This is a genomic window from Thioalkalivibrio sp. ALE31, assembly GCF_000377405.1.
GTDB lineage: Bacteria > Pseudomonadota > Gammaproteobacteria > Ectothiorhodospirales > Ectothiorhodospiraceae > Thioalkalivibrio.
On the sequence record NZ_KB905023.1, the window covers coordinates 181,871 to 201,508 of the forward strand.

Consider the following 19,638-nt stretch of genomic DNA (forward strand, 5'->3'; position numbering starts at 1 on the left):
CCCCAACCGCTATTCGGTCAGCGCTACCGAATTCTCGCGTTCCACATGGCCCCCGAAGGCATCCGGCACCACCTCGATCAGCCGGATCTGGGTGGGCGTGATTTCGACGATTTCGCCGTGGTTCTGTCCCATGTAGTTGCCTTCGGTTACCCGCTGGACCCCGCGGTCCGGGGTTCGGACCAGGGCATAGCGAACGCCATGCTGCTCCAGCGACCCGACCATGCGCAGGGAATCCAGCGGGAAGCCCTCGAGGAACTCGCGCGGGCGATCGGGATCGACCTCGGCATCACCCGGCTGCCCCTCGGCCGCCGCCAGCTCCGGCTGCGCGATTACCGACGAGTCAAACGGCGACCGCGTATGTCCGGGATAGAGGTACGGTTCGTGCGGGTCCAGGGTCGGGATCGGCTCGATCCCGCTCCCCGGGCGCTCCTTTACCTCGGCGATATAGCGCTCGAGGTCGCGGTTATCCTGGGTACAGCCGGAAAGCAGGAAGCCACCCGCCAGCACCAGGGCCAACCCGGGCCACACCACCTGCATGGAAGAATGCTTCATCAGTTCTCCTCCAGGTAGCGGTAGGTGCGGGCGACTGCATCCATCAGCAGGTCATTGTCGGAATCACCGGGACGGATATGCATGTTGTGCATGGTCACCACCCGAGGCAGGGCCGACACCCCGCTGACGAACTCGGCAAGGTCCTCGTATCCGCCGCGGACCCGCAGCCGGATCGGGACCTCGGCGTAGAAGTCACGGCGGTTCTCGCCGCGCGGCTCGAACAGCTCGATTTCCAGCCCCGCCTGCAATCCGGTCTGCGAGATGTCCACCAGCAGACTGGGGATCTCCGCGCTGCTGGGCAGCAGCTCGAGCAGGGAGGCGAACATGCGCTCCATCTCCTCCAGCTGGTCCTCGTAGGCCTGAAGGTTGGCGGCGCGCTGCTGCTTGTCCTCGAACTCGTCGCGCAGCTGCAGTTCACGGCTCTCCGCGCGCTCGAGATCCGTGCGCTGATCACCGATGAACAGGTAGTAGGACAGGCCGAGGATGGCCAGGACAATCACGACCAGGATCAGGCCCTTGACGCCCCAGGAGGCCTCCCCGATGTTGTTGAAGTCGATCTGGTTGAGTTCCTTGAGATCCATCAGGAATCCCCCTCTTCGGCATCCGGCCGGGTCTGCGTGGCATCCAGACGGAAGTCACGCACCTGGAGACGGCCCTCTTCCCGGGTCTCGATGATCTGCAGGTTGGAACTGCCCAGCCAGGGCGACGCGTCGATCCGGCGCATCAGCGCGGAGATCCGCGTGTTGGACTCGGAACGCCCGACCAGCCGGACATTCTCGCCCTCCTGACGAACCTCGCTGAGGAATGTGCCATCGGGCAGCGTCTCGACCAGCTGGTCAAACAGGTGGACCGCCTCGGGACGGCGGGCCTGCAGGGTCTGGATCACTTCCATGCGGGCGATAAGCGCCTCGCGCTGCTCGTCCAGATCTCGGATCCGGGCAATCTGGCGGTCCAGCTCGCGGATCTCGCTCTCCAGCATCTGGTTGCGCGACTGCTGATGGTCAATCAGCGCGCCCATGAAGCTGTAGCCGGCGAAGGCCAGCAGGACGCCGACCACGGCGGCGCCGCCGGCCGCACCGAAGAACTGCTTGCGCCGTTGCTCGCGGGCCTTCTCGCGCCAGGGAAGGAGGTTGATGTAGATCATGACGCATACCCCCGCATGGCCAGGCCACAGGCGGTCATCAGCGCCGGGGCATCATTGGCGAAGCGTTCCTGGTTGACCCGCTTGGCCAGCGCCATGCCGCGGAACGGATTGGCGATGGAGACCGGCGTGCCGGCAGCCTCCTCCAGCAGTTCGTCCACACCCGGGATGGCCGCACACCCGCCGCCCAGGAGGATGTGGTCGATGGTGTCCTGCGGGCGCGTGACGTAGAAGTACTGCAGCAGCCGCTGGATCTGGTCGACCATGGTCTGCTTGAAGGGCTCGAGGATGGAGCTGCCGTAGTCGGCCGGCAGGTCACCGCTCATCTTGGCGGACCCGGCTTCCTGATAGTTCATGCTGTAGCGGCGCATAATCTCCTCGGTAAGCATGCGACCGCCGAAATTCTGCTCGCGGGTGTAGACCACGCCCTCGTCCTGGCTGACGACGTACACCGCGGTGACCGAGGAGCCGACGTCCACCACCGCCACGATAGGCTTGCTTTCGCGATCGGGGATCTGCTCCATCAGGCGCTCGGCGGTGTGCTCGATCGCGTAGGCCTCGACGTCCACCAGCTCGGGGGTCAGCTTGGCGGCCTCGGCAATGGCCACGCGCGAATCGACGTTCTCGCGGCGCGAGGCCACCACGAGGACATCCACCATCTGCGGGTTCTTCTCGTTCTTGCCCAGGACCTGGAAGTCCAGGTTGACCTCTTCGAGGGTGTAGGGGATGTACTGATCGGCCTCCACGAAGACCTGGCCTTCGAGTTCCGCATCGCCCAGCGCGGCCGACATTTGAATGGTCTTGGTGATGACAGCGGAGGAGGGGACGGCCATCGCACAGTGCTTGAGTCGAGTCCCGGACCGCTTGACCGCCCGGGCCAGGGCATTGCCCACGGCCTCGGTGTCCTGACAGACCTTGTCGACCATCACCCCGTCCGGCAACGGCTCGACCGCGAAGGCCTCGACCCGGTACCCCTTACCCTGTCGCGCCAGCTCCAGCACCTTGACGGCTGCCGAGCTGATGTCCACGCCCAGGACCCCATGTTTGGATTTTCCGAGACTCAGCACACATCCCCCTGTATACCCCAACGAAAGTAACTGGTAGCGTTACAATCACGTATGCTAGCTCGTTCACAATATACACCGCGACTTCGAGGTTGCAAGTCGCATTGAATGCGACTTCTCACCTTGGCCTCACTTTTTTTGCTGTCATGAATCCGGTCTTGAAGATTATTTCGGCGCTGCTGGCCCTGATTCTGGCAGCCGGTATCGGCCTGTCCGTCGCCCTGGCGGCCCTGTACATCTACTATGCGCCCACCCTCCCCGAGGCGGACGCCGTGCGGGACGTACGCCTGCAGACACCCCTGCAGGTACGCAGTGCGGATGGACGCCTGATGGGCGAGTTCGCGGAAGAACGGCGCATCCCGGTGCCGATCGACGCCATCCCGCAGCAGGTTCGCGACGCCTTTATCGCAGCCGAGGACGAGCGCTTCTACGATCATCCCGGCGTGGACGTGATGGGCCTGGCCCGGGCCGCGCTGAACCTCGTCTCCACCGGCGGCCAGCGCACCCAGGGCGGCAGCACGATCACCATGCAGCTGGCGCGCAACATCTTTCTTACGCGCGACCGTACGTATGAACGCAAGCTCCGCGAGATCTTCCTGGCCATCCGTCTGGAACAGGAAATGTCCAAGGACGAGATCCTCGAGCTGTATCTGAACAAGATCTATCTGGGCCAGCGGGCCTACGGTATCGAGGCTGCCTCGCGGGTCTACTTCGGCCGGTCGCTGGAGGATCTGGAACTGGACGAGATCGCCACCCTCGCGGCCCTGCCCAAGGCCCCCTCCACGACCAACCCGGTCGCCAGCCCCGAACGCGCCGAGATCCGCCGCAACTATGTGCTGCGACGGATGTTGGAGACCGGCGCAATCGACGAGGCCGCCTTCGAAACGGCGGTGTCGCGCCCGGTCCTGTCGGAACGCCACACCGCCGCGACCGAAATCGACGCCCACTGGGTCGCGGAGATGGCACGCCAGATGGTTGTGAACCTGTGGGGTGACGAGGCCTATCGCCGCGGGCTCCAGGTGCACACCACGATTGATTCCCGCCAGCAGGAAGCGGCCAATCAGGCCCTCCGGGAAGGATTGCTGGAATATGACGAGCGTCACGGTTTTCGCGGTCCGGAGATGCGCATTCCGGAGGCCACCCTGGACGATTCCGATGCCCGCGAACGGGCACTGAAGGCCATCGGCATCCACGGACGCCTGCTTTTTCCCGCCGTGGTGCTGGGCCTGGACGAGGACGGGACCCTGCGGGTCGACGGTGGCCGCATCGGCGAGCAGACAATCCTGCCGGAGGACCGCGAATGGGCCGGATCGCCCGATTTCGCCCGCGGCGACGTCATCCGCATCCGCCCCTACACCGACGGGCGCTGGCGCCTGGCGCAGAAGCCGGAGGTTACCGGGGCCGTGATCGCGCAGGCCCCGGAGGACGGTGCCATCACAGCCCTGGCCGGCGGGTTCGATTTCTTCGAGAACCGCTACGACCGGACGACCCAGGCCCAGCGCCAGCCCGGCTCGGCCTTCAAGCCACTGGTGTACGCCCTCGCCCTGCGCGAGGGCTACCGCCCCGAAGGGACCGTCATCGACGCCCCGATGGTCTTCAACGACCCGGCGCTCGGGGCGGAATGGCGGCCCCAGAACTACACCCGGCGTTTCCATGGCGAGACTACCCTGCGCGAGGCACTGGCCAACTCCCGCAACCTCGCGTCCATCCGGCTGCTGGACCGCCTGGGTACCGGGAACGTCCACCTGGAACTGACCCGCTTCGGCCTGGACCTGGAAACCCAGCCAAACAACCTGTCCATGGTCCTGGGCACGGGGACCCTGACCCCGCTGCAGCTCAACAACGCCTATGGGGTATTCGCCAGCGGCGGCCGCCTGAACAGCCCCTGGATCATCACCCGCATCGAGACCGTGGATGGCGAAGTGCTCTACGAGGCCCCCACCGAACGCGCCTGCCCGGCCCCCTGCTCCAGCCCCAAGGGGCAGGACCTGCCGCTGGTCGCGAGCAGCGGGCCCCTGCAGTACACCGACCCCACTCCGGTCCTGCAGCCCGGGGTCGCCTGGCAGATGGGCGAGATGCTGCGCGGCGTCATCACCTCGGGCACGGGCCGGCGCGCCCTGGAGCTCGGGCGCTCCGACCTGGCCGGCAAGACCGGCACCACCAACGATTACCGCGACGCATGGTTCGCCGGGTTCAACGCGGACCTGGTCGCGACCGCCTGGATCGGGTTTGACGACAATCGCGAACTGGGCCGGCGCGAGAGCGGCGGACGTGCGGCACTGCCGATCTGGACGCGCTTCATGGGGAGCGTTCTGGCGGATGAGCCGGAACGCCCGCTGGAGCGCCCCGACGACCTCGTGCGCGTCGCCATCCTGCCGAATGGCCAGCGCGCGCCCAGTGACGACACGCCGGGCGCGCGCAACCAGTGGCTACTGCCCCATCAGATCCCGGAGCGCGGCCACGTGATCCCGGGGAGCAACGGAGACGGCGACAGCGGCAGTCAGCAACCCGAACTGGTGTTTTGATGGGCGCCCCTTCGCGTATCCGCCAGGAACTGGCGCAGGAGGCCGCGCGCATCATGCTTGACGACGGCATCCGCGACTTTGCGCTCGCCAAGCGCAAGGCCGCCGAGCACCTGGGAGTGGACAACCGTCACGAGATGCCCGGCAATCTGGAGATCCAGGATGCCGCCATCGAGCGCAGTCGGCTGTTCGCCAGCCCGGCCAGCCGCGCCGCCTATCGTGAACGACTGGCGGCGGCCCTGATCGTGATGGAGCGCCTGCGCCATCTCGAGCCGCGCCTGGTCGGCCCCCTGCTCCAGGGCCTGGTCGAATCCCAGCCCCTGCTCAATCTGCATGGTTTTGCCGAGACCGTGGAGGAGGTAATCCTGGAACTGGGTGAACGGGGTATCCAGTGCGAGACCGGGGAACGCCGCTATCGCAGCCGTCAGGGCCGCGAGCAGCGTATTCCCTTCCTCGCCTTTCGCGGCCCCGACGACACCGACGTGGAACTCACGGTCTTCCCGCTGGACGGGTTGCGCCAGTCGCCCCCCTCCCCGGTGGACGGGCGACCGATGCCCCGGGCCACGCGCGCGGAGGTAGAAAGGCTGCTGGCAGAGGCCGACGCCTAAGAAGCGCCGGCAGCAGCGGACTAACCAGGGGATCGAGATCAAGCGCCGCCGGCGCGCTGCGATCGCCCAGGAGCCTATCGGGCTTGGGTGGTCGTCGCGAGCGTGATGGGAGAGTGAGACCCTTTTTTCGGTCTCTCGAGGCGCATAGTGGGGACTATGTAACGAGAGAGAGCGGAACAGGGGCCGCTCTCCCATACGCGCAGCAGATCACTCCCAAATCCGACAGGCTCCTAGTAACACCCCGGCGGCCAGCCCGGGCGGCGGCGAACCGCATGCCGCTATCGGCGGTAGTTCGTGACCGTATCCACCATCGCCGCGACGCGCTCGGGATCGATGCCCGGGTGAACGCCATGGCCCAGGTTGAAGACATGGCCGGTATCGCGATCGAAGCCGTCCAGCACCCGCCGCGTCTCCTCGCGCACCACGGCCTCCGGCGCGTAGAGCACCGACGGGTCCAGATTGCCCTGCAACGCGACGCGGTCGCCGACCCGCCGGCTGGCCTCGCCGATCTCGATGGTCCAGTCCAGGCCCAGGGCATCCGCCCCGGTATCGGCCATCGTCTCCAGCCAGGCACCGCCGCCCTTGGTGAACAGCGTCACCGGCACGCGGCGACCGTCGTTCTCGCGGATCAGGCCATCGACGATGCGCTGCATGTAGGCCAGCGAAAACTCGCGATAGGCGCGCGGGGTCAGGGAACCGCCCCAGGTGTCGAAGATCATCACCGACTGGGCGCCGGCGCGGATCTGGGCGTTGAGGTAGTCGGTGACCGCAGTGGCCACCTTCTGCAGCAGGGCATGCATCGCCTGCGGCTCGCCGTACATCAGGCGCTTGGTCTCGGCGAAGTCGCGCGAGCCCTGGCCCTCAACCATATAGGTCGCCAGGGTCCACGGGCTGCCGGCGAAGCCGATCAGCGGCACCTGACCGTCCAGTTCGCGGCGGATCAGGCGCACCGCATCCATCACGTAGCGCAGTTCCTGCTCCGGGTCGGGCACCGGGAGGTTCTCGATCGCCTCCAGCGTGCGGACCGGCTCGCGGAACCTCGGGCCCTCGCCGGTCTCGAAGTACAGCCCCAGCCCCATCGCATCCGGGATAGTCAGGATGTCGGAGAACAGGATCGCGGCGTCCAGCGGGAACCGGCGCAGCGGCTGCATGGTGACTTCGCAGGCCAGCTCCGGGTTCTGGCAAAGGCTCATGAAGCTGCCGGCCTGCGCGCGGGTCTCGCGGTATTCCGGCAGATAGCGACCGGCCTGGCGCATGATCCAGATCGGCGGACGGTCCACCGGCTCGCGCAACTGGGCCCGCAGGAGACGATCGTTTTTCAGGCTATTGGACATCGAAAGGCTCAGACGCCGAGGTATTCGAGGATGCCTTCGGCGGCCTCGCGGCCCTCGAAGACGGCGGTGACCACCAGGTCGGAGCCGCGCACCATGTCGCCGCCGGCAAACACCTTCGGGTTGCCGGTCTGGAAGGCATGCTCGCCCGCGGTCTGCACGCGCCCGCCCTCATCGATACCGATCTTGTAGTCGGCAAACCAGTCGGAGGGCGAGGGGCGGAAGCCGAAGGCGATCAGCACCCGGTCGGCCGGGATCACGTGTTCGGAGCCGGGGACCGGTTCGGGACGGCGGCGGCCACGTTCGTCCGGGGCACCCATCTGGGTGCGCACGACCTTCACGCCCTCCACCTTGCCGTCGCCGACGATCTCCACCGGCTGCACGTTGAATTCGAAGTGCACACCCTCTTCGCGCGCATGCACCACTTCCTTGCGCGAGCCGGGCATGTTCTCTTCGTCACGCCGGTAGGCGCAGGTCACCGAGGCGGCGCCCTGGCGAATCGAGGTGCGGTTGCAGTCCATCGCGGTATCGCCGCCGCCCAGCACGACCACGCGCTGCCCGGCCATGTCGATGAACTCGCCGCCCTCTTCCTGCGGCCAGTTCATCACCTGGCGGATGTTGGAGATCAGGAACGGCAGGGCCGGATACACGCCCGGCAGGTCCTCGCCAGGAAAGCCGCCCTGCATCGCCGTGTAGGTGCCCATGCCGAGGAACACGGCATCGTATTCCTCCAGCAGGGCGTCCATCGCGATGTCGCGGCCGATCTCGGTATTCAGACGGAACTCGACCCCCATGCCCTCGAGGATCTCGCGGCGGGTGCGGATGACGTGCTTTTCCAGCTTGAACGGCGGGATGCCGAAGGTCAGCAGGCCACCGATTTCCGGATAGCGATCGAACACCACTGCCTGCACGCCGTTGCGCGCCAGGATATCGGCGCAGCCCAGCCCCGCGGGGCCGGCGCCAATCACCGCGACCCGCTTGCCGGTCGCGGTGACGTCGGAGAGATCCGGGCGCCAGCCGGCCTTCAATGCCTCGTCGGTGATGTACTTCTCGACCGAGCCGATGGTGACCGCGCCGAAGCCGTCATTCAGGGTGCAGGCGCCCTCGCAAAGACGGTCCTGCGGGCACACACGGCCGCAGACCTCGGGCAGGGAGTTAGTCTTGTGCGAGAGCTCGGCCGCGGCAAACAGGTTGCCTTCCTCCACCAGCTTCAGCCAGTTGGGGATGAAGTTGTGGACCGGGCATTTCCATTCGCAATAGGGATTGCCGCAAGCCAGACAGCGGCCCGCCTGCTGCCCCGCGGTCGCCGGGTCGAACTGACCAATGATCTCGCCGAACTCGTGGATACGAATCTCGGCAGGGGTCTTCTGGGGGTCCTGGCGCGGCAGGTCCAGGAACTGCATCGGATTGGAAGCCATGGATCACTCGCTCCGACGGGAACCGGCGGCATGACGCCACGGGGTTCAACCGTTCATGCGTTCAGGAATGGTCCGTTTCGCTCAAACGAGCGTAACGGTCAAGAATGCCCCAGTGCGGACCGGACCTTCTGGCTCACCTGACCCATGTCGGCACGACCGAAGACCCGGGGCTTGAGTACGCCCATCACCTTGCCCATGTCGCCGGGGGCCGCGGCGCCGGTCTCGGCGATCGCCTCCTGCACCAGCTGATCGAGGGCCGCCGCATCCAGCGGCTCCGGCATGTATTCCTCGATGATGGCGATCTCGGCGGCCTCGCGCTCGGCGAGATCCTCGCGACCACCCTTCTGGTACTGATCGATGGAGTCGCGCCGCTGCTTGAGCATGCGATTGAGGATTGCCAGAACGGTGTCGTCGTCGGCCTCGCGCCGCTCGTCGACCTCGAACTGCGACACCTCGGCCTGAATCATGCGCAATGCCGCCAGGCGGTCCTTCTCCCGGGCCCGCATGGCCTGCTTCACGTCATCCTGCAACCGGGCCTTGAGCGACATGGTCGGGTCCTCGGGTCCGGGCAGCTACCCGGACAGGGGTTCAGTACAGGCGCACCCGGCGGGTCATGTCGCGGGAGTTCTTCTTCAACTGGCGCTTCACCGCGGCCGCGGCCTTCCGCTTGCGTTCGGTGGTCGGCTTTTCGTAGTACTCGCGGCGGCGGACTTCCGCGACCACACCGGCCTTCTCGCAGGTGCGCTTGAAACGGCGCAGGGCGACCTCGAAGGGCTCATTCTCACGAACTCGTACGTGCGGCATACAATCTCCGAAACGGATGCTGGATCTTTTCGATCAAAAACAACAAAACCGGCCGCCAACACTCCGGGCGACCATGCAGAACTCCCTATGGTAATCCAACCCGCACCAATTGCAAAAGTCCGTGAAGCGATCCGCAGCACGGCGCATGCCCGGCTTACGCCACCATCGGCCCGCACGCTATGATGGCGCACATGGAAAGCCTCAATGTCGAACTGGGCGAGCGCGCCTACCCGATCCACATCGGACCGGGCATGCTGGCCGTCCCGGAACACCTGCGCCCGGCCCTGGCGGGCCGGCGCGTCGCGGTGGTGACCAACACCACCGTGGCCCCCCTGTACGGCGACGCCCTGCGACGCAGCCTCGCGGCCTGCGACCTTGACGGCGAGCCGTTGTGGATCGAACTGCCCGACGGCGAACAGCACAAGACGCTGGCCACGGTGGAAAGCATCCTGACCCGGCTGCTGGAGGCTCGCCTGGACCGGGGCAGCCGGATTGTCGCCCTCGGCGGCGGCGTGGTCGGCGACATCGCCGGGTTTGCCGCCGCCATCTATCAGCGCGGCATCGACTTTGTGCAGGTGCCGACCACCCTGCTCGCCCAGGTCGATTCCTCCGTGGGCGGCAAGACCGGGGTCAACCACCCGCTGGGCAAGAACATGATCGGCGCCTTCCACCAGCCGCGCGCGGTCGTGATCGACACCGACACCCTGAAGACCCTGCCCCGGCGCGAGCTGCAGGCCGGCCTGGCCGAGGTCATCAAGTACGGCCTGATCCGCGACGCCGACTTCTTCGCCTGGCTGGAGGAGCACATCGACGCCCTCGGCGCGCTGGATCCGGAGGCGCTGGCCCACGCCATTCGCCGTTCCTGCGCCTGCAAGGCCGAGATCGTCGCCGCCGACGAGCGCGAGGGCGGCATCCGCGCCCTGCTGAACCTGGGCCATACCTTCGGCCACGCGATCGAGGCCGGCATGGGCTATGGCGCCTGGCTGCACGGGGAGGCCGTCGGCACCGGCATGGCCATGGCCGCACGCATGTCGGAGCGCATGGGCTGGCTGGACCGCGCCGGCCGCGAACGCGCGGAGGCCCTGATCCGACGCGCCGGCCTGGCCCTGGAGCCCCCGGCCGAGGTCACCCCGGAGCGCTTCCGCGAATTGATGGCCATCGACAAGAAGGTCGCCAGTGGCCGCCTGCGGCTGGTCCTGCTGCGCGGCATTGGCGAGGCCGTGCTGACCGACGCATTCGATCCGGCGGCCCTGGACCATACCCTGCGCGAGCATGCCCGTGTCGCCTGAGGCCATGACCACGCCCGGCAGCCTCACACTGGGACTGGCACCCTGGGCCTGCGATCCCGCGCACTCGCGCGGGCGCGCCCAGGCGGAGCCCGCCCCCCGCCACCGCAGCGACTTCCAGCGCGATCGCGATCGCATCGTGCACTCCAGCGCCTTTCGCCGCCTGGAGTACAAGACCCAGGTCTTCATCAGCCACGAGGGCGACCTGTTCCGCAACCGTCTGACCCACTCGCTGGAGGTCGCGCAGATCGGGCGCTCGATCGCGCGCGCCCTGCAACTCAACGAGGACCTGGTCGAAGCCATCGCCCTGGCGCATGACCTCGGCCACACGCCGTTCGGGCACGCCGGGCAGCACGCCCTGAATGCCTGCATGCGCGAGCACGGCGGCTTCGAGCACAACCTGCAGTCCCTGCGCATCGTCGATCTGCTGGAGCGCCACTACGCCGAGTTCGACGGCCTCAACCTGACCTTCGAGACGCGCGAGGGCATCCTCAAGCACTGCTCGCCCGAAAAGGCCCGCCAGCTGGGCGAGGTCGGGGTGCGCTTCCTGCAGAAGGAACAGCCGAGCCTGGAGGCCCAGCTCGCCAACGTGGCCGACGAGATCGCCTACAACAATCACGACGTCGACGACGGCCTTCGCTCGGGTCTGCTCACCATGGACCGCCTCGCCGAGGTCACCCTGTTCCGCGACTGCCGCGAGAAGGTCCAGGCCCGCTATCCGGATCTGGATCCACGGCGAACCCAGCACGAGACCGTGCGCCGCATGATCGACACCCTGGTCAGCGACCTGATCGGGAGCAGCCAGGCGGCCATCGACCGCCACCGCCCGCAGTCCGCCGATGACGTCCGCCGCGCCGGGGAGGCCCTGATCCGCTTCAGCCCGGAGGTGGCCGAGCAGGCGCGTGAACTCAAGGGCTTCCTGCGCGAGAACCTCTACCATCACCATCAGGTCCACGGGGTCATGCACAAGGCACGTCAACTGATCCACGATCTGTTCGCCGCGTTCGAGTCCGAGCCCCGCCTGATGCCCGAGAACTACCAGCGCCACGCGGACGCAATCGCCGCGCATGATCCGCACGCCCTGCAACGCGCCATCGCCGACTACATCGCCGGCATGACCGACCGCCACGCCATCCGCGAACACCACCGCCTGTTCGACCTGGGCACGCTGACCTGAGACCGAATCCGATGGCGCTTTCCGAACAATGCCTGGAACAACTCGGCCTGCACGCGCCGCCGTTTGACGACGCCCCCGACGAGACCTTCATCTACAGCGATCCGCTGCTGGACGGCCAGCTGGAATCGGCACGGGCTGCCCTGAACGGCCCCGGGGCGGTCGTCCTGATGACCGGGGAGAACGGCTCCGGACGCAGCCTGCAGCTGATGCGGCTGCTGGCCATGCTGCCCGACCCGTTCGAGCTGATTGCCTTCCGCGCGCGGATCAATACCCAGTTCGAATCGGTGGACAACACCATTCGCAACTACCTGCGCTCGCAGAACGCGGACGACCCCGACCGCCCCCTGACCGAACTGCTGGCCGACCGCGTCGCCGACGGCGTCGACCCTGTCATTGCTATGGACGACGCCCACCTGGTGGGGACCGACATCGTCAACAATCTGATGCGGATGCGCAGCGAGGTCCTCGCCAAACACGGCCGCGCCCCGCGCATCATCCTGGTGGGGTCCGGCGGCCTGCTGCGCCGCCGCCTGTACCTGCCCGACCCCTCCGACGAGGATCAGGTCACCCGGGTCAGCCTGCGCGCCTTCAACCTGGAACAGACCGCGGCCTACCTGCGCCATCGCCTGCAGGCGGCGGGCCTGACCGACCCCGACCGCCTGCTGGACGCGGACGCCATTGCCCACCTGCAGACCACCAGCCAGGGCCTGCCGGGCAACCTCAACCGCGAGGCCAACAGCTTTCTCGAACGCCAGTGCCGCAGCGAGCGCCGGGCCGGCGCCGCGGCGACCACCGGCAGTGCCGCGCCCGGCGTGGCCGCAGGGGACGCCGCCGAGGTCGATACCCCCGACCCGGAACCGGACACAGAAGAACCGGCCTTTCACGCCGCTCGCAGGGAGCCCGAGCCGACCCCCGAGCCCGCCCCGGAACCGGAACCGAGCCTCCGGGCGAGCCGCGACGACGAGGACTTCACGCCCGCGGCCGAAGCCCTGTCCGCCTCCACCGCCGAGCCTCCCGCCCCGGAGAGCTCCGCGAGCGAGCCGGGCAGCATTGCGGCCGACGACCGTATCCCCGAGCCCCCGGCACCGGAAAACGCCGCGTTCTGGAACCAGCGCTGGTTCGTACCCGCCGTCGCCATCACCGTGGCACTGGGGATCGCCGCACCGGTCGCCTGGCAACTGCTGGAGGGCGAGCCCGCGCCCGCCGACAGCGAGATCATCGAGCTACCCCTGCCCGAACCGCGCGTCACCGAGGCCGAGCCCGAACCCAGGCCCGAGCCGGCGCCCGCGCACGATGACGAGATCGCCGTGGCCGACCCGCTGGATCTGCCCCCGCCGGCCGCGGCCGAACCGTCCGCGCCCGGGACCGACTCCCCGGAACCGGCCGCAGAAGCACCCGAACCCGAACCTGAAGCCACCGCAGAAGCCGGTGACGCAGAACCCGCTCCGGAGCCGGAGCCAGCACCCGAGCCGGAGCCAACCCCCGAGCCCGCACCGGAACCGGCGCCAGAGCCAGAACCGGAACCCGAGCCGGAACCCGCCGCCGAAGCACCGGCCGTGGACGACGCCGACGCCGCGCGTCTGGCCAGTGACCGCGACTGGCTGAACAACCAGGACGGCAGCGCCACGACCATCCAGCTGCTGGCCGCGCCGAACATGGAGGCCGCACGCGCATACGCGGACCAGCACGATCTGGGTGCCATCCGCTACATCCCGACCCGGGTCAACAACCGCGACTTCGTGGTCATCCTGGCCGGAGTCTTCTCCGACCGGGCGGCCGCCCAGCGCGCCGCCGAGGACCTGCCGGCCGCAGTGCGCAACGACGAGCCCTGGATCCGCTCCATCGGCTCCGTCCAGAACGCCGTCCGCGACTAGCTCCCGCTCTGTTTGTGCACCACGAAGCACACGAAGGCACGAAGAAGGTCAAGAGCTTTTCACCACAGAGGGCAGAGGGCACAGGGCACACAGAGAAATGCAAAGTCTTTTCATGGTCGGTGGGCCAAAGCGGGGGCGATGTGTTTTGCCCTTCCACCTTGAATTGCTCCGAGCACTCCGTGTCCTCTGTGGTGCAAAACGCTTTTGAAGTTGACCTACTTCGTGCCTTCGTGTGCTTCGTGGTGAATAGCCTCGCCGGGCTTTACCTGCGCGGGTGTCGTGTCTTTTTGACCGGGCCCGGTTTGCCGGGAGAATGACGGTTCGCTATATTCCTGCGCCTTTTTTCGTGTTCTTGTTCCCAGGGACGGCCCTGACCCACGTACCGCGCCCGCGCAAGGCCCTGCGCGCTGCGACCGGAGTTCACCGATGCGACAGAACCAACTGAACGGCACCCTCTACCGCCCCGAATTCGAGCGCGACAACTGCGGCTTCGGCCTCATTGCGCACATGGACGGCGTCGCCAGCCACTGGGTGGTGGACACGGCAATCAAGGCACTGGAACGCATGACCCACCGCGGCGCGATCGCCGCGGACGGCAAGACCGGCGATGGTTGCGGGCTGCTGATGAAGGCCCCCGAGGCCTTCCTGCGCACCCTGGCCTCGGAGTCGAACATCGAGCTGGCCGAGCGCTTCGCCGCCGGTATCGTGTTCATCAACCCGGACCGGATCGCCGAGACGCGTGCCGCCGTGGAGAACGCGATCGAGCGCGGCCCGCTTACGCTTGCCGGCTGGCGCGAGGTCCCGGTCAACCCGGAAGACGCCTGTGGTGCCGAGGCCCTGAAGAGCCAGCCGCACATCCTGCAGGTGTTCATCAACGCCCCGGCCGACATGGACGGCGATGACTTCGAGCGCGCCCTGTTTGTGGTGCGCCGCCGCGCCGAGATCGCGATGGGCGACGACCCGGTGTTCTACGTGCCGAGCCTGTCCGCGCGCGTGGTCTCCTACAAGGGCCTGGTGATGCCGGAAAACCTGCCGGTGTTCTACCGCGACCTGCAGCGCCCGGAGCTGGAGACCGCGATCTGCGTGTTCCACCAGCGCTTCTCCACCAACACCTTCCCGCAGTGGGGCCTGGCGCAGCCGTTCCGCTTCCTCGCCCACAACGGCGAGATCAACACCGTGCAGGGCAACCGCAACTGGGCGGTCGCACGCCAGCACAAGTTCGCCACCGAGAAGCTGCCGGAACTGGCCGAGCTGGAGCCGCTGGTGAACCTGGAGGGCTCCGACTCGCAGAGCCTGGACAACATGCTCGAGGTCCTGCTGGCCGGCGGCATGGACCTGTTCCGCGCGATGCGCCTGCTGGTCCCGCCGGCGTGGCAGAACGTCGCGCACATGGACTCCGACCTGCGCGCCTTCTACGAATACAACTCCATGCACATGGAGCCCTGGGACGGCCCGGCCGGGATCGTGCTGACCGACGGCCGCTATGCCGCCTGCACCCTGGACCGCAACGGCCTGCGCCCGGCGCGCTACGTGATCACGAAGGACCGCCACATCACCCTGGCCTCCGAGATCGGCGTGTACGACTACGCCCCGGAGGATGTGGTCGCCAAGGGCCGCCTGAAGCCCGGGCAGATGCTGGCCGTGGATACCGAATCCGGCGAGCTGCTCCATCCCGAGGACGTCGACCGCATCAACCGCACGCGCCAGCCCTACCGCCAGTGGCTGCGCGCCCACGAGAAACACTTGAAGAGCCAGCTGGACGACAACCAGCTGTTCTCCGGCGAGCCGATGCCGGCCGAGCGCCTGGAGACCTACGAAAAGCTGTTCGACGTGACCTTCGAGGAGCGCGACCAGATCCTGCGCGTGCTGGCCGAGGCCGGTCAGGAGGCCGTGGGTTCGATGGGGGATGACACCCCGTTCGCCGTGCTCTCCAGCCACACCCGCTCGCTGTTCGACTACTTCCGCCAGCAGTTCGCCCAGGTCACCAACCCGGCGATCGACCCACTGCGCGAGAGCATCGTGATGTCGCTGGAGACCTGCTTCGGCCGTGAGCAGAACCTGTTCGAGGAGACCCCGGACCACGCCCACCGCCTGGTATCCGACTCCCCGGTGCTGTCCGAGGCCAAGTTCCGCGAACTGTGCAACCAGACCGAAGACGCCTTCCGCGTCGAGCGCATGGACCTGAACTACGACGTCCATGCCGGTTCGCTGGAAGACGCCGTCAAGGCCCTGACCGACAACGCGGTACAGGCCGTTCGCAACGGTGCCGTCGTATTGGTGCTGTCGGACCGCGGCATCGATCCGGAACGCCGGCCGATCCCGGCCGCGCTGGCCGTGGGCGCGGTGCATCACGCCCTGATCCGCGCCAAGCTGCGCACCGACGCGAACATCGTCGCCGAGACCGCCACCGTGCGCGACCCGCACCACTTCGCGGTCCTGCTCGGCTATGGCGCCACTGCGATCTACCCGTACCTGGCCTACTCCGCGCTGCACGGCATGTGCGAGTCCGGCGAGATCCCGAACGCGGACCCACTGACCCTGGCGCAGAACTACCGCCGCGGCATCAACAAGGGCCTGTTCAAGATCCTGTCGAAGATGGGCATCTCCACCATCGCCAGCTACCGCGGCGCGCAGCTGTTCGAGATCGTCGGCCTGGCCGACGAGGTCGTGGACACCTGCTTCACCGGCACCACCAGCCGCATCAAGGGCACCCGCTTCGCCGATATCGAGGCGGACCTGGAGACGCTGTCAAAGCGCGCCTGGAACCCGCGCAAGAGCGCCGGCCAGGGCGGCCTGCTGAAGTACGTCCACGGTGGCGAGTACCACGCCTACAACCCGGACGTGATCCAGACCCTGCACCGCGCCGTGCAGTCCGGCGACTACGGCGTGTACCAGGAATACGCGGACCTGGTGAACGAACGCCCGGTGACCGTGCTGCGCGACCTGCTGAAGGTCCGCGACGACATCGAGCCGATCGCGCTGGACGAGGTCGAGCCCGAGGCCGAGATCCTGCCGCGCTTCGACTCCGCTGGCATGAGCCTGGGCGCGCTGTCGCCGGAGGCCCACGAGGCCCTGGCCACCGCGATGAACCGCCTCGGCGGGCGCTCCAACTCCGGCGAGGGCGGCGAGGCCGTCTCCCGCTACGGCACCGAGCGCATGTCCAAGATCAAGCAGGTGGCCTCCGGCCGCTTCGGCGTGACCCCGCACTACCTGGTCAACGCCGAGGTGCTGCAGATCAAGGTTGCCCAGGGCGCGAAGCCCGGCGAGGGCGGCCAGCTGCCGGGCCACAAGGTCAACAAGATGATCGCGGAGCTGCGCTACTCGAATCCGGGCGTGGCCCTGATCTCGCCGCCGCCGCACCACGACATTTACTCCATCGAGGACCTGGCGCAGCTGATCTTCGACCTCAAGCAGGTCAATCCGGATGCGCTGGTCTCGGTGAAGCTGGTCTCCGAGGCCGGGGTTGGCACGATCGCCGCCGGCGTGGCCAAGGCCTACGCCGACCTGATCACCATCTCCGGTTACGACGGCGGCACCGGCGCCAGCCCGCTGACCTCGGTGAAGTACGCCGGCACCCCGTGGGAGCTGGGCCTGACCGAGACCCACGCGACCCTGCGCGGCAACGACCTGCGCGACAAGGTGCGGCTGCAGACCGACGGCGGCCTGAAGACCGGCCTCGACGTGATCAAGGCGGCGATCCTGGGTGCGGAGAGCTTCGGCTTCGGCACCGGCCCGATGGTCGCGCTGGGCTGCAAGTACCTGCGGATCTGCCACCTGAACAACTGCGCAACGGGTGTCGCCACGCAGGACAAGGTGCTGCGCATGAACCACTTCATCGGCCTGCCCGAGATGGTCATGCACTACTTCCAGTTTGTCGCCCGCGAGACCCGCGAGTGGATGGCGAAGCTGGGCGTGCGCAGCCTGACGGATCTGATCGGCCGTACCGATCTGCTGGAGATCCTGCCGGGCGAGACGCCGAAGCAGCAGCACCTGGACCTGAACGGCCTGCTGGCCAGCGGCGACCTCGCCGACAAGCCACGCTTCTGCAAGGAGCCGAAGAACGAGCCGTTCGACAAGGGCGAGCTGGCCGAGAAGATGGTCGCCGAGATGCTCGAGGCGATCGAGAACAAGGCCGGTGGCGAGTACCGTTTCGACGTTGCCAACACCGACCGCTCGATCGGCGCGCGCCTGTCCGGCGAGATCGCCAAGCGCCACGGCAACCAGGGCATGTCCGATGCCCCGATCACCGTGCGTATGAAGGGCACGGCCGGGCAGAGCTTCGGCGTCTGGAACGCCGGCGGCCTGCACCTGTACCTGGAAGGCGATGCCAACGACTACGTCGGCAAGGGCATGACCGGCGGCAAGCTGGTGATCCGCCCGCCGGAAGGCTCGGGCTTCGCCAGCCAGGACACCACCATCATGGGCAACACCTGCCTGTATGGCGCGACCGGCGGCAAGCTGTTCGCCGCCGGCCAGTGCGGCGAACGCTTCGGGGTGCGCAACTCCGGCGCGATCGCCGTGGTGGAAGGCATCGGCGACCACGGCTGCGAGTACATGACCGGCGGCGTGATGGTGGTGCTGGGCAACACCGGCATCAACTTCGGCGCGGGCATGACCGGCGGCTTCGCGTTCGTGCTGGACCGGGAGAACGACTTCCCGGACCGCATCAACAACGAGCTGATCGACCTGCACCGCCTCGACACCGAGGACATGGAGGCGCACCGCAACTATCTCGAGGAACTCATCACCGAGTTCGTGCACGAGACGGACAGCGCCTGGGGCCGCGAGATCCTGGAACGTTTCGACGACTACCAGGGCTCGTTCTGGCTGGTGAAGCCCAAGGCCTCCGAACTCCGGGGCCTGCTGGCCAACCTGCGCCAGGCCGCCTGACCCGCCACCCGGCGGCACGACGACGCGGGCCCCTCACGGGGCCCGTTTTGTTTTGGCCCGTCTCAGTGCGGAACCGAGGCGTTTGGAGAACCGTCGGGCAAGCCGATACTCCTGCTAGACTCGAGGCCATGGAAACGAGAGCCGAAATTGCGGATATCCGGCGCACGCTGGAACAACATCCGGAACTGGAGCTGGCCATCCTGTTCGGATCGCTGGCTCGCAGCGGCGCACGGTTCGACAGCGACCTCGACCTCGCCGTCAGCGCCGGATCGCCTCTGGATACCCAGGCACGCATCGAGCTGATCGATGCCCTGGCCGCGGCCACCGGGCGTCCGGTGGACCTCGTGGACCTGACTCAGGCGGGCGAACCCCTGCTGGGCGAGATCATGACTCGGGGCATCCGCGTGCTTGGCAGCGACGAGACCCACGCGCGCTACCTGACCCGTCACCTGATCGAGCAGGCCGATTTCCTGCCCTACCGTAATCGCATCCTGGCCGAGCGGAGAGACGCGTGGAACCGCGCGTAGTCGAGCAGAAACTCGAGACCCTACGGTACTGCGTTAACCGGGTCAGCCAGCGTTGCCCCGCCACGGCCGAGGAACTGGCCCGGGACCCGGACACTCAGGACATCATTGCCCTGAACTTGTCGCGCGCCGTGCAGCAATGCGTAGACATCGGGGCACACCTGGTCACCTCGCTCGACCTCCCGCCGCCCAACACCATGGGCGAGACGTTCGACCGCCTCGTCGAAGGCGGCGTGATCGAGCAGACCCTGGCCGAGCGACTCAAGAAGGCGGTCGGCTTCCGCAACATCGCCGTGCACAACTACGAACGCATCAACTGGGACATCACCCACTCGGTCTGCTCCCGGCATCTGGATGATTTTCGGGCCTTCGCACGCGTGGTTTCCGACCGCATCTGACCCACAAGCCGCGGCAGCCGGTATCATCCGGATACCCCCACGGCTCAGG

16 protein-coding genes are annotated in these 19,638 nt (G+C 67.4%); 8 read left to right on the plus strand and 8 right to left on the minus strand.

Translation table 11 applies throughout. The annotated features are described in order from the left end of the window. Positions 1–9: 9 nt before the first annotated feature. Genes D103_RS0108780 through D103_RS0108795 form a run of 4 tightly spaced genes read right to left on the minus strand, consistent with a single transcriptional unit; the run spans position 10 to position 2,760 of the window. Positions 10–552 carry a pilus assembly protein PilP gene (locus D103_RS0108780; RefSeq protein ID WP_018865589.1) on the minus strand — a complete coding sequence of 181 codons (543 nt, stop codon included), beginning with the start codon at positions 550–552 and terminating at the stop codon, positions 10–12. Beyond that, the gene (locus tag D103_RS0108785) at positions 552–1,133 is read right to left on the minus strand and encodes a type 4a pilus biogenesis protein PilO (protein ID WP_018865588.1); all 582 of its coding nucleotides are present in this window, start codon (positions 1,131–1,133) and stop codon (positions 552–554) included. The genes D103_RS0108780 and D103_RS0108785 overlap by 1 nt, the downstream gene beginning before the upstream one ends. Beyond that, positions 1,133–1,696: a PilN domain-containing protein gene (locus tag D103_RS0108790; protein WP_018865587.1), complete on the minus strand. Its 564-nt coding sequence runs from the start codon at positions 1,694–1,696 to the stop codon at positions 1,133–1,135. The genes D103_RS0108785 and D103_RS0108790 overlap by 1 nt, the downstream gene beginning before the upstream one ends. Then, the gene (locus D103_RS0108795; protein ID WP_018876524.1) at positions 1,693–2,760 is read right to left on the minus strand and encodes a pilus assembly protein PilM; all 1,068 of its coding nucleotides are present in this window, start codon (positions 2,758–2,760) and stop codon (positions 1,693–1,695) included. Before D103_RS0108795 ends, D103_RS0108790 begins: the two co-directional genes overlap by 4 nt. A 143-nt stretch (positions 2,761–2,903) precedes the next feature. On the opposite strand from D103_RS0108795, the gene D103_RS0108800 reads away from it, so the two are divergent. Together D103_RS0108800 and D103_RS0108805 are read left to right on the plus strand one after the other, a co-directional pair. Then, the gene (locus D103_RS0108800) at positions 2,904–5,282 is read left to right on the plus strand and encodes a penicillin-binding protein 1A (protein WP_026280321.1); all 2,379 of its coding nucleotides are present in this window, start codon (positions 2,904–2,906) and stop codon (positions 5,280–5,282) included. Beyond that, the gene (locus D103_RS0108805) at positions 5,282–5,887 is read left to right on the plus strand and encodes a hypothetical protein (protein WP_018865584.1); all 606 of its coding nucleotides are present in this window, start codon (positions 5,282–5,284) and stop codon (positions 5,885–5,887) included. The genes D103_RS0108800 and D103_RS0108805 overlap by 1 nt, the downstream gene beginning before the upstream one ends. A gap of 278 nt (positions 5,888–6,165) precedes the next feature. Here the strand turns inward: D103_RS0108805 and hemE are convergent, their stop codons facing one another. From hemE to rpsU, 4 genes are all read right to left on the minus strand, one after another. Then, positions 6,166–7,221, minus strand: coding sequence for a uroporphyrinogen decarboxylase (gene hemE / locus D103_RS0108810; RefSeq protein WP_018876526.1), 1,056 nt, complete (start codon positions 7,219–7,221; stop codon positions 6,166–6,168). Positions 7,222–7,229: 8 nt separating this feature from the next. Continuing rightward, positions 7,230–8,636, minus strand: coding sequence for an FAD-dependent oxidoreductase (locus D103_RS0108815; RefSeq protein WP_018865582.1), 1,407 nt, complete (start codon positions 8,634–8,636; stop codon positions 7,230–7,232). 98 nt (positions 8,637–8,734) lie between these two features. Continuing rightward, positions 8,735–9,184: a GatB/YqeY domain-containing protein gene (locus tag D103_RS0108820; protein WP_018876527.1), complete on the minus strand. Its 450-nt coding sequence runs from the start codon at positions 9,182–9,184 to the stop codon at positions 8,735–8,737. A gap of 40 nt (positions 9,185–9,224) precedes the next feature. Beyond that, on the minus strand, positions 9,225–9,440 hold the full coding sequence (gene rpsU, locus D103_RS0108825; protein ID WP_012981683.1) for a 30S ribosomal protein S21: 216 nt from the start codon (positions 9,438–9,440) through the stop codon (positions 9,225–9,227). 179 nt (positions 9,441–9,619) lie between these two features. On the opposite strand from rpsU, the gene aroB reads away from it, so the two are divergent. From aroB to D103_RS0108855, 6 genes are all read left to right on the plus strand, one after another. Then, positions 9,620–10,729, plus strand: a complete 1,110-nt coding sequence (gene aroB / locus D103_RS0108830; protein WP_018876528.1) for a 3-dehydroquinate synthase — start codon at positions 9,620–9,622, stop codon at positions 10,727–10,729. Positions 10,730–10,733: 4 nt separating this feature from the next. Further along, on the plus strand, positions 10,734–11,903 hold the full coding sequence (locus D103_RS0108835) for a deoxyguanosinetriphosphate triphosphohydrolase (protein WP_018876529.1): 1,170 nt from the start codon (positions 10,734–10,736) through the stop codon (positions 11,901–11,903). Between the two features lie 11 nt (positions 11,904–11,914). After that, entirely contained in the window at positions 11,915–13,777 is a 1,863-nt protein-coding gene (locus D103_RS0108840; RefSeq protein ID WP_026280322.1) for an SPOR domain-containing protein, read from the plus strand. 426 nt (positions 13,778–14,203) lie between these two features. Beyond that, positions 14,204–18,667 (plus strand): glutamate synthase large subunit, encoded by a 4,464-nt coding sequence (gltB, locus tag D103_RS0108845; protein ID WP_018876530.1) that lies wholly within the window; start codon positions 14,204–14,206, stop codon positions 18,665–18,667. 128 nt (positions 18,668–18,795) lie between these two features. After that, positions 18,796–19,194: a nucleotidyltransferase family protein gene (locus D103_RS0108850; protein WP_018876531.1), complete on the plus strand. Its 399-nt coding sequence runs from the start codon at positions 18,796–18,798 to the stop codon at positions 19,192–19,194. After that, positions 19,179–19,589 (plus strand): DUF86 domain-containing protein, encoded by a 411-nt coding sequence (locus D103_RS0108855; protein ID WP_018876532.1) that lies wholly within the window; start codon positions 19,179–19,181, stop codon positions 19,587–19,589. The genes D103_RS0108850 and D103_RS0108855 overlap by 16 nt, the downstream gene beginning before the upstream one ends. Positions 19,590–19,638: the final 49 nt, after the last annotated feature.

What these genes read in the sequence shown, in the direction of transcription:
- D103_RS0108800 (WP_026280321.1), top strand. Translation starts at nt 2,904, where the DNA reads ATGAATCCGGTCTTGAAGATTATTTCGGCGCTGCTGGCCCTGATTCTG.
- D103_RS0108785 (WP_018865588.1), bottom strand. Translation starts at nt 1,133, where the DNA reads ATGGATCTCAAGGAACTCAACCAGATCGACTTCAACAACATCGGGGAG.
- rpsU (WP_012981683.1), bottom strand. Translation starts at nt 9,440, where the DNA reads ATGCCGCACGTACGAGTTCGTGAGAATGAGCCCTTCGAGGTCGCCCTG.
- D103_RS0108820 (WP_018876527.1), bottom strand. Translation starts at nt 9,184, where the DNA reads ATGTCGCTCAAGGCCCGGTTGCAGGATGACGTGAAGCAGGCCATGCGG.
- D103_RS0108840 (WP_026280322.1), top strand. Translation starts at nt 11,915, where the DNA reads ATGGCGCTTTCCGAACAATGCCTGGAACAACTCGGCCTGCACGCGCCG.
- D103_RS0108850 (WP_018876531.1), top strand. Translation starts at nt 18,796, where the DNA reads ATGGAAACGAGAGCCGAAATTGCGGATATCCGGCGCACGCTGGAACAA.
- D103_RS0108780 (WP_018865589.1), bottom strand. Translation starts at nt 552, where the DNA reads ATGAAGCATTCTTCCATGCAGGTGGTGTGGCCCGGGTTGGCCCTGGTG.
- D103_RS0108790 (WP_018865587.1), bottom strand. Translation starts at nt 1,696, where the DNA reads ATGATCTACATCAACCTCCTTCCCTGGCGCGAGAAGGCCCGCGAGCAA.
- D103_RS0108805 (WP_018865584.1), top strand. Translation starts at nt 5,282, where the DNA reads ATGGGCGCCCCTTCGCGTATCCGCCAGGAACTGGCGCAGGAGGCCGCG.
- D103_RS0108815 (WP_018865582.1), bottom strand. Translation starts at nt 8,636, where the DNA reads ATGGCTTCCAATCCGATGCAGTTCCTGGACCTGCCGCGCCAGGACCCC.
- D103_RS0108835 (WP_018876529.1), top strand. Translation starts at nt 10,734, where the DNA reads ATGACCACGCCCGGCAGCCTCACACTGGGACTGGCACCCTGGGCCTGC.
- hemE (WP_018876526.1), bottom strand. Translation starts at nt 7,221, where the DNA reads ATGTCCAATAGCCTGAAAAACGATCGTCTCCTGCGGGCCCAGTTGCGC.
- aroB (WP_018876528.1), top strand. Translation starts at nt 9,620, where the DNA reads ATGATGGCGCACATGGAAAGCCTCAATGTCGAACTGGGCGAGCGCGCC.
- gltB (WP_018876530.1), top strand. Translation starts at nt 14,204, where the DNA reads ATGCGACAGAACCAACTGAACGGCACCCTCTACCGCCCCGAATTCGAG.